This window comes from Arthrobacter sp. SO3, assembly GCF_020532825.1.
Taxonomy (GTDB): Bacteria; Actinomycetota; Actinomycetes; order Actinomycetales; family Micrococcaceae; genus Arthrobacter.
The window spans coordinates 1-7,514 of sequence record NZ_MQTS01000094.1; the positions used below are offsets into that span (position 1 = coordinate 1).

Below are 7,514 nucleotides of genomic sequence, written 5' to 3' on the forward strand. Positions count from 1 at the left end.
CCCCCACACGGATGGGACAAGTGCTATCGATGCTTTCAATGTGTATGGGTTATGTAGCGCCATCAATACGGAAAGTGCCTCCTGTATGCACTTACCTTTTCTTGGCTTCTTTCCCGGGTGCTCTTTGGTTACAGCGTCGCTCTTTGAATTCCCCGCGTGTTCACACTTTGTTCTCGATACTTTCCGTGTTGCTTTCTGATGCGTCGTGCAATTGAGGGCTCCAAACGCCGTGTGGCTCTCTAAGCGATTCACTTCTTATTAGTGAGTGGTGTTTACATTTGTGGACGGTAAGCGATTGTAGGACTATTCAGGGGCTCGTGGAGGATGCTCGCGGGGAACTGCGGGAGGGATGATTACTGAAAGAGAGATACAGAATAGGGGGCAGGTTGGTCGAACTGCGGGGACAAACCGCATTTAGGACAAAAACGCGTGTTCTCGGTTTGTTTATATCGATCGAACAGCCTTATCCCCTCGACAGACCCCTCGATAGAACCCATTTGCTCTAAATGGCGTCAATGGACCACTCAGTAGAGGGCATAAGGCTGGATAAACGCCGATAAAGAAGGTGAATCCAACCATCTATCCCGAAAGGAACCTCATGAACGAGAACCTAACCAACCGCCCCAAGTTATCCGGAGGCCTTGCTGCCAGCCTGCGTCGACGCAGCGCGTCCACAACAGCAGTGGCGACCCGATCCCTGCCGAGCATTCCTATAAGTCATCCGGTCACACCACCTGCAAGCCAGACGCCGAGCGTTCCGAGAGCCACCGCTACAGCCACGTCCTCTGCTCGTTCCCTGCCTGCTATCCCTGTCCGGAAGACCTTGCCTGTCATCACTGAGAAGCAACCTGTTCCCGCCCCGATCAATCAGGTCAAAGAACCCAAGGTAAGTGCCAACCGGTCAGCAGCAGCCAAGAAGCGTAATCGTGGATCGGTCATCACGCCACGGGACAAGGAACTCCTGAGATTCCTTGGAAAGGTCAATGTCGCCACTGCCCTGCTCATCTCGGGGGCCCTGACGAACTTCTTCTACAAGGATGTACGAACCGGCGAACTGAAACCCGCTTCCGCTGATGGCATTAAGGCACGCCTGACTGTCCTGCGCAAGGCTGGGCTAGTTGAATATAAGAACAACCGCGCAGGAGTCACTGTTTGGTTCCTGACATGGGATGGCTACGAAGCCATCGATAAGCCATACCCTGACAATCGTCCCCGTCACCAGCGCATCACTACACCTCCGAAGCCACAGAAGGCTCGTGCTGCTCCAAAGGAATCGAAGTGGGCACACACCCTTGGTCTTGCCGCTTTGATAATCCATTTCAAGAACGACGGTTACCAATTCATCACTGACGACGAGATGCTCGCAGCCAGTGAGGAAATGCGCGCCTTGGACAAGACCTCCAATGGCTATGTAGGCGACAATGCCATCCGCAAGGACCTTTCATTCAAGGAGACCGATCAGTTCAGGGATCACACGGACCACTTCAACTTCCCCAACGAGAACGGTGGTAGTCACCGTCCTGATCTTGTGGTGACAAAGCCGGGCGAAGGGGTCATAGCCGTGGAACTTGAACTTAACCGCAAGAACATCAAGGACAAGAAAGCCATCGTTGTAGGTTACGCAAACGCTCTTGCATGTGGTCGCTTTGACTCAGTTGTGTATGTCACAGATCCAAAAGTAGAGGCGTTCGAACGCCGCTACTTGAAGGAGTTCGTTGGTCCCGAGACATCATACCGACGCTTCTATGAGCAGTTTGCGATACAGACCTACAACGCAGCCGAATGGGATGCCGCCGTTCCTGAACTGTAACCCTCACCACTCCCCCACGGGAGCCCGCAGCAGTCAGCAAAGACCGGCTGCGGGCTCTCGCGCTTCCACAACGAAGATCACCAACTATGAGTCGTCGGGACCTGCGTCGTCCGGTTGCATTCCATCCGCAACACGTACAGCGCGCATGTCATTAGCTGCCGGGGAACCGTTAGTCTCTGAATGCAAAGCGTCCTGCGGGCGCTGCGTTCCTTGCTACCGAACACCTCGCCAACCCGTGCGCAGCCACCTCCTGAGTTACATTGTTATTTCGCAGCTAAGTGCCGCTTCGCCGCTCTCTGGCGATGCGACTCATGGCATGCACGAAGTACGCGCGGTTCCTCTTGACGTCTTGCTTGGCTCGGATCGAACCCATAAAGGCCTTTAAGATTGGCGGCGCAGCTGCCCCTGCCGCAGTCAAGGTCGAAAGCCCTGTGAATCCAGCAACCCCGGCTATGCCGATTGCCATGCCAACGGTCTGAAGGGTTTCGGCGCTGTTGGAGAATACGTCGATGGCGTTCCGCCTGAAACTCGCGCCCTCGACGTGGGCACGCATGTCGCTAACAGCAGGTTCCACCTCTCGTTCCCACGCGAGCTTGAGCTCGCGCGCCCTTTCCGCGTCGCTTAAGCCCTCGAAGTTCACGTCTGAAGCTACCTCCAGCATGAAGGCGCGGAACGGCTGGATGTAGGTGGAAAGCTCGTCGCGTATGTCGGCAACTTCATCAATGGGGAGTTCTGTGACCCCCTCAACCATCCGCATTAGATCGACCGCTCCAGCCACAACGAACGCGGAGTCCACCCCACCGATCTGGGGCCGCGACTGGGCTATTCTAGAGCCGACTGCGTCGTCGAACATGACACTTTTAGGCGAGTTGGCGACGTCGGCGGCCATCGACAAGAAGGCACGTTCAAACTCGGCATTCTCGCCGGTGAGGTTGTCGATGATCTGCTGAGGACGAGTCTTCGGCGTCTGGTCCCAAGGGCTTTCCTCCAGCAGGCCTCGCTCCGACAAGTCTCGGAGGGCTTTGCTTTCAAGCGCGAGCCCTTTGGCCCGATGTAACTCCATTATGGCCAACCTATATGGCTCAGCACGCTCAACGAACTCCTGCCAGAGAGCCTCAGGTTCGTCCTCGGCAGGTTCGCCGTCGAAAGCGCCGGACTCAAGAACTGACGCGTATCGCTCAAGCTCAGCTTCAGTGAGGAGGTCGCGCTCGTCCAGCCCTAGCATGCGCAATTCTTCGGGGTCGCGGCGCGACGAGATTCCCCGATACCTTGCAGTCAAGGGGACGGGCCAATTAATCATTCTGTGGTCGCGCTTCTCGTTCAATATGAGATCGGCGCGATGAGTTTTCAGCGTGACCCGGTCGGCTAAGAGCAGCGCGGGTTTGATCAGCGATTCGTCGTACTGAGCCGCGAGATAAAGCTCAGTCAGCAGCCCGCCCTCACCCACCAACGCCATCACTGGGTTGCTGAACACCTCGATCTCAAACATCTTGCTCCTTCGAGTTACTTATCTAGCCAGACTACTGAACTTACCCGCGGATATTTGCGGTTGATCCCGTTTCGAACTGGACCCGGACACGCCAGCCGTCAGCCGTCAGCAGCACACTGATACGGTGACTCGCCAACACTTTGCGGAACTCCGACGTAAGCACCGAGACTGCTATCCACGATGTGTGCAATGACCTGATCTCGAAAGAAGAAGTGCCTCGCCGTAGGACTACTTGGCTGGACATTGAAGGCTACAAGCCCTTGAACGCGAAAGTTGTGGAATCGGATTCTTGTAGGCCAAACAAGGGATGCACCGAACTCCGCAACTGGAGCGCCGGATAGGTTACGCCAATAGGAGATGACAACACTGTCCTCATCCCTGCCGAACTCGCCCTGATTGCCCTTGGCAATATCTCAGCAACTTTCAATGGTTCCGAAAAGCAAGAGACAAGAATGACGACAACAACGGTCTTGTCATCGCTGACTTGATCACTGGTGGCTTGGCCCTCATCGCCGCTTTGGTTCTCGACCCTCGTCAGAAGGCCAGCAAGGCACGCGCTAAGTAAAAAGCAGTAAGCATGAAAGAAGCCCCGGCTCTCATCACGAGACCGGGGCTTCCTGCTTCCATCAAAGTCAACCACCGAGAATCATGGGGGGCGATCCTCGGTGGCTCTTTAAGCGTACGCCAACGCTGATGCCATGGATGACGGCAACGGCGTCGGCTTGAACACATCTATTCAGACTGCTTACTACTTCGTCAACTGTCCCGGCAAGCAGAACTCAAAAGCGCTCTCGCGGCTCTCAAACCGCTCGGACGGCCAGTAAGGACCGGGGTGGGGCTGCTGGGCTCTCAGGGGCTCGTACAGCGCCTCGGGTTGACGCTGGCGAGACCCACGGTCAGCGATCCGATTGTCCCTAGGCAGGTCCAAGCCCGCAACTGTTATCACTACCATCGCCAGCAACGCCAGCAACGCCATTAGCGACGGCTCAGCACCGAGCAGACCGCCCAACGCAGCGATGACGAAACCACGTCATTGAAGGCAACCGAGGCTCACACACGGCTCCGAGCATCATCGGGAACGCCTCAGAGAACACGGATTCTTGTCACCACTTTCCGACAATTTCGGAGGGTAGCAAGACTTTGTCACCAACTTGTCACCAGACGCACCATTGCCAACACTTTTTGACCTTACCGCGGACATGGAAAAACCCCGCCGATTCAACGATCTGACGGGGTAGTCCGTAGTGCCCCAGCCGGGACTCGAACCCGGAACACGCGGATTTTAAGTCCGCTGCCTCTGCCAATTGGGCTACTGGGGCGCCCGGTCCATGGTATCCCGTCCGGACCCGCGCTAAGCGATGTCGAACGGCTTGGCGTAGCGGAAAGTTCCGCTCACGCCGCCCGGCCAGACGGCCAGCGGAAGCAACTGGAAGTGCGCACCCCAGTCCGGTTCGGGGGCGTCCACGCCGAGGGACGTCGACGTCACGAAGCCGAACCGCGAGTAGTATTCCGGGTCCCCCAGCAGGGCGATGCCGCGCTCCCCCGCGGCGTTGGCCCGGGCAATCGTTTCCTTCATCAGCGCACCGCCGATGCCGTGTCGCTGCAGGCGCGGCACAACACCGATCGGGCCGAGACCCAGGAGCTCCAGGGCCCCCACCCAGCCGCGGGTGCTGATCACGTGCCCCACGAGCTCCCCGTCGAGCTCCGCGACGACGCTGAACTCCGGCAGGTATTCCTCGCAGTCGAAGAGCGCGGCCAGGAGCCGCATCTCATCGGGTTCGCCTTCGACCGGCAGTCCGGTGACCGGGGAGACGGCGAAAGCAGCGGCGGTGAGGGCGAGAATGGCGGGCCGGTCGCCGGGCTGTTCGCTGCGCAGCACCAGCTCCGGGGCGGGTTTGTGTTCCCCGTTGGCTGCGACCAGCTCGTGCAGCACCTCGAGCGCCCGGTCAGCGTCAGCTATCGGGACCAGGAGATGGTCATGGTGGAAACCGGCGAGGACATTGCAGCTGATTTTGGCCTCGGTGAGGGCTGCGCTGACGGCTGCGGTCAGGCCGATAGCTGCCAACGAGGAATGCACCTGGAGGGTGATCCAGGCGCCGACGAAGTCGTAGACCAGCCCGAGGCTATCGGCCTCGGCCCGGGACAGCACAACGGTCAGCCCTTCGGCTTCGCGGACGGCGGCCGAGATCGCCCCGGCGAGGGGACGGCCCTCCGGCCAGAGGACGTAGACGAACTCGCCTTCGCGGATTTCCGGGTGCATGGTGGCCAGCAGGGTGTGAAGGTCCTTTTCAGCTGTCATCGTGCCAGTCTAGGTGCCTGCCCGGGCTCGCCCGGGCAGGCCGCCCGCGGCGGAATGCCGCTTAACGGCGACGGCGGCCGCTCCCCCGGAAGGGGACGGCCGCCGTCGGATGCTGCTGGAGGCTATTTGGAGTCAGCCGGGACTGCTTCCTTGTTTGCTGCCTTGCTGGCCTCTGCAGCCGGCTTCGCGTCGGCAGGCGCCGCGGGAGAAGCGGGAGCTGCGGCCGGCTTGGGGGCCGGCGTCGCGGCGGCGACGAAGGCGCCGCGCGGGTTGTCCAGGTCGATCAGCTGGGTGGTGTCGCGGCCCATGAAGAAGGCCAGGATCCAACCGAAAATGACCCGGATCTTACGTTCCACGGTCGGCATGGCCAGGCCGTGGTAGCCGCGGTGCGCCAGCCAGGCCAGCGGGCCCTTGAGGCCGATGCGGCCCAGAAGGTTGATGTTGGCAACACCCTTCCATTCGCCGAAGCCGGCGACGGCACCGAGGTTCTTGTGCTTGTAATCCTTGAGCGGCTTGTCCCAGCGGGAGGCCCACAGGTTCTTGGCGAGGCGCTTGGCCTGGCGCAGCGCGTGCTGGGCGTTCGGAACACAGGTGCCGTCCGGAAGGCCGTTGCCCGTGAGGTCCGGCACCGCCGCCACGTCGCCGGCAGCCCAGGCGTTTTCGATGATGCCTTCGTCACCGGCGATGCGCAGGTCCGCGAGGACCCGGACGCGGCCGCGCGGTTCGAGCGGGAAATCGGTGGAACGGACCATCGGGTTGGCCTGCACACCGGCAGTCCAGACCAGGGTGTCGGCCTGGAAGTCCTGGGCCGCGGACTTGTCCGGGAGGTTGATGAGCTTCAGGGAGCCCTCGGCGTTGTCCAGCGAGGTGTTGAGCAGGACCTCGATGCCGCGGCTGCGCAGGTGCTCGACGACCCATTCGGCCTGGCTGGCGGTGACCTCGGGCATGATGCGTCCCATCGCTTCAACCAGGACGAAGCGGACTTCCTCCTGCTTGACGCGGGGGTTGTTTTTGACCGCGGCGCGGGCGAGGTCTTCCATTTCGGTGATGCACTCGATGCCGGCGAAGCCGCCGCCGACGACGACGAAGGTCAGGGCGCGGGCGCGCTCGGCCGGGTCCGTCATCAGCGAGCCGGCTTCGATCCGGTCGAGGACCTTGTTGCGCAGGGCAACGGCTTCCTCGATGGTCTTCAGGCCGATGCCCTTGTCCGCGAGTCCCTTGATCGGGAAGGTCCGGGTGATGGCGCCTGCGGCCACCACGACGTCGAAGTAGGGAACCTCGAAGTTCTCGCCGCCGTCAGCCGGGGCAACCACGGCAGTGCGGTTTACGTGGTCGATCGAGAGGACGCGCCCCTGGATGAGTTCGGTCTGCTTGAGGTGCTGGCGGTGCGAGACAACGGCGTGGCGTGCCTCGATGTTGCCGCCGGCAACTTCGGGGAGGAAGGGCTGGTAGGTCATGTAGGGCAGGGGATCAACGACGGTGACGATGCCACCGGCATTCGCGATCTTCTTCTGCAGTTTGAGGGCTACGTACAGGCCGACGTACCCGCCGCCGACGACGAGTACCCTGGGACGGTCCTGGAGCTGAGGGGAGGATGCCATTCCCCAAGAATACCGTAGTTTGTGAAAAACTTCACTAACTACGGTTTCCCGCTGGAATCCACCGAATCACGCGCTCCGGTGTCCTGGTCCCCGGGGCCGTCGGGGCCCTCCGCAGGGGGCGTGCGTGCCGCCCGGCGGAGCTGGAAGACAGCGGCGGCCACGATGCACAGGAACAGTCCGCCGAAACCGAGCACCACCATGGCCGGCACGGCGCCGTCGAGTTCGGACGGGGGCTCCGCGACCGGGACGGTGGCCTCCGGGAGGGTGGGTGCCGCGCTGGACGGGGCCGCCGCGGCGGCGGCCGGCGTCGTGGCC

5 protein-coding genes, 1 tRNA gene and 1 pseudogene are annotated in these 7,514 nt (G+C 60.9%); 2 read left to right on the forward strand and 5 right to left on the reverse strand.

From position 1 onward, the window contains the following. The first annotated feature begins 598 nt into the window (after window positions 1–598). Window positions 599–1,810 (forward strand): hypothetical protein, encoded by a 1,212-nt coding sequence (locus BJQ90_RS09480; RefSeq protein ID WP_226760041.1) that lies wholly within the window; start codon window positions 599–601, stop codon window positions 1,808–1,810. Window positions 1,811–2,084: 274 nt separating this feature from the next. Here BJQ90_RS09480 and BJQ90_RS09485 read toward each other — a convergent pair whose 3' ends face one another. Continuing rightward, a complete protein-coding gene (locus tag BJQ90_RS09485; RefSeq protein ID WP_226760042.1) occupies window positions 2,085–3,299 on the reverse strand; it encodes a hypothetical protein in 1,215 nt (404 codons plus the stop codon). A gap of 698 nt (window positions 3,300–3,997) precedes the next feature. Between BJQ90_RS09485 and BJQ90_RS22500 the strand changes: the two genes are divergently transcribed. Beyond that, entirely contained in the window at window positions 3,998–4,123 is a 126-nt protein-coding gene (locus BJQ90_RS22500) for a hypothetical protein (RefSeq protein ID WP_264197149.1), read from the forward strand. Window positions 4,124–4,544: 421 nt separating this feature from the next. Here the strand turns inward: BJQ90_RS22500 and BJQ90_RS09490 are convergent. From BJQ90_RS09490 to BJQ90_RS09505, 4 genes and pseudogenes are all read right to left on the reverse strand, one after another. Then, window positions 4,545–4,618: transfer RNA gene (locus BJQ90_RS09490), tRNA-Leu, on the reverse strand. 32 nt (window positions 4,619–4,650) lie between these two features. Beyond that, window positions 4,651–5,598 (reverse strand): N-acetyltransferase, encoded by a 948-nt coding sequence (locus BJQ90_RS09495; RefSeq protein ID WP_226760043.1) that lies wholly within the window; start codon window positions 5,596–5,598, stop codon window positions 4,651–4,653. Between the two features lie 122 nt (window positions 5,599–5,720). Further along, window positions 5,721–7,199 (reverse strand): NAD(P)/FAD-dependent oxidoreductase, encoded by a 1,479-nt coding sequence (locus BJQ90_RS09500; RefSeq protein ID WP_226760044.1) that lies wholly within the window; start codon window positions 7,197–7,199, stop codon window positions 5,721–5,723. 38 nt (window positions 7,200–7,237) lie between these two features. After that, window positions 7,238–7,514: pseudogene (locus BJQ90_RS09505) on the reverse strand (peptidase S8); the annotation flags it as partial.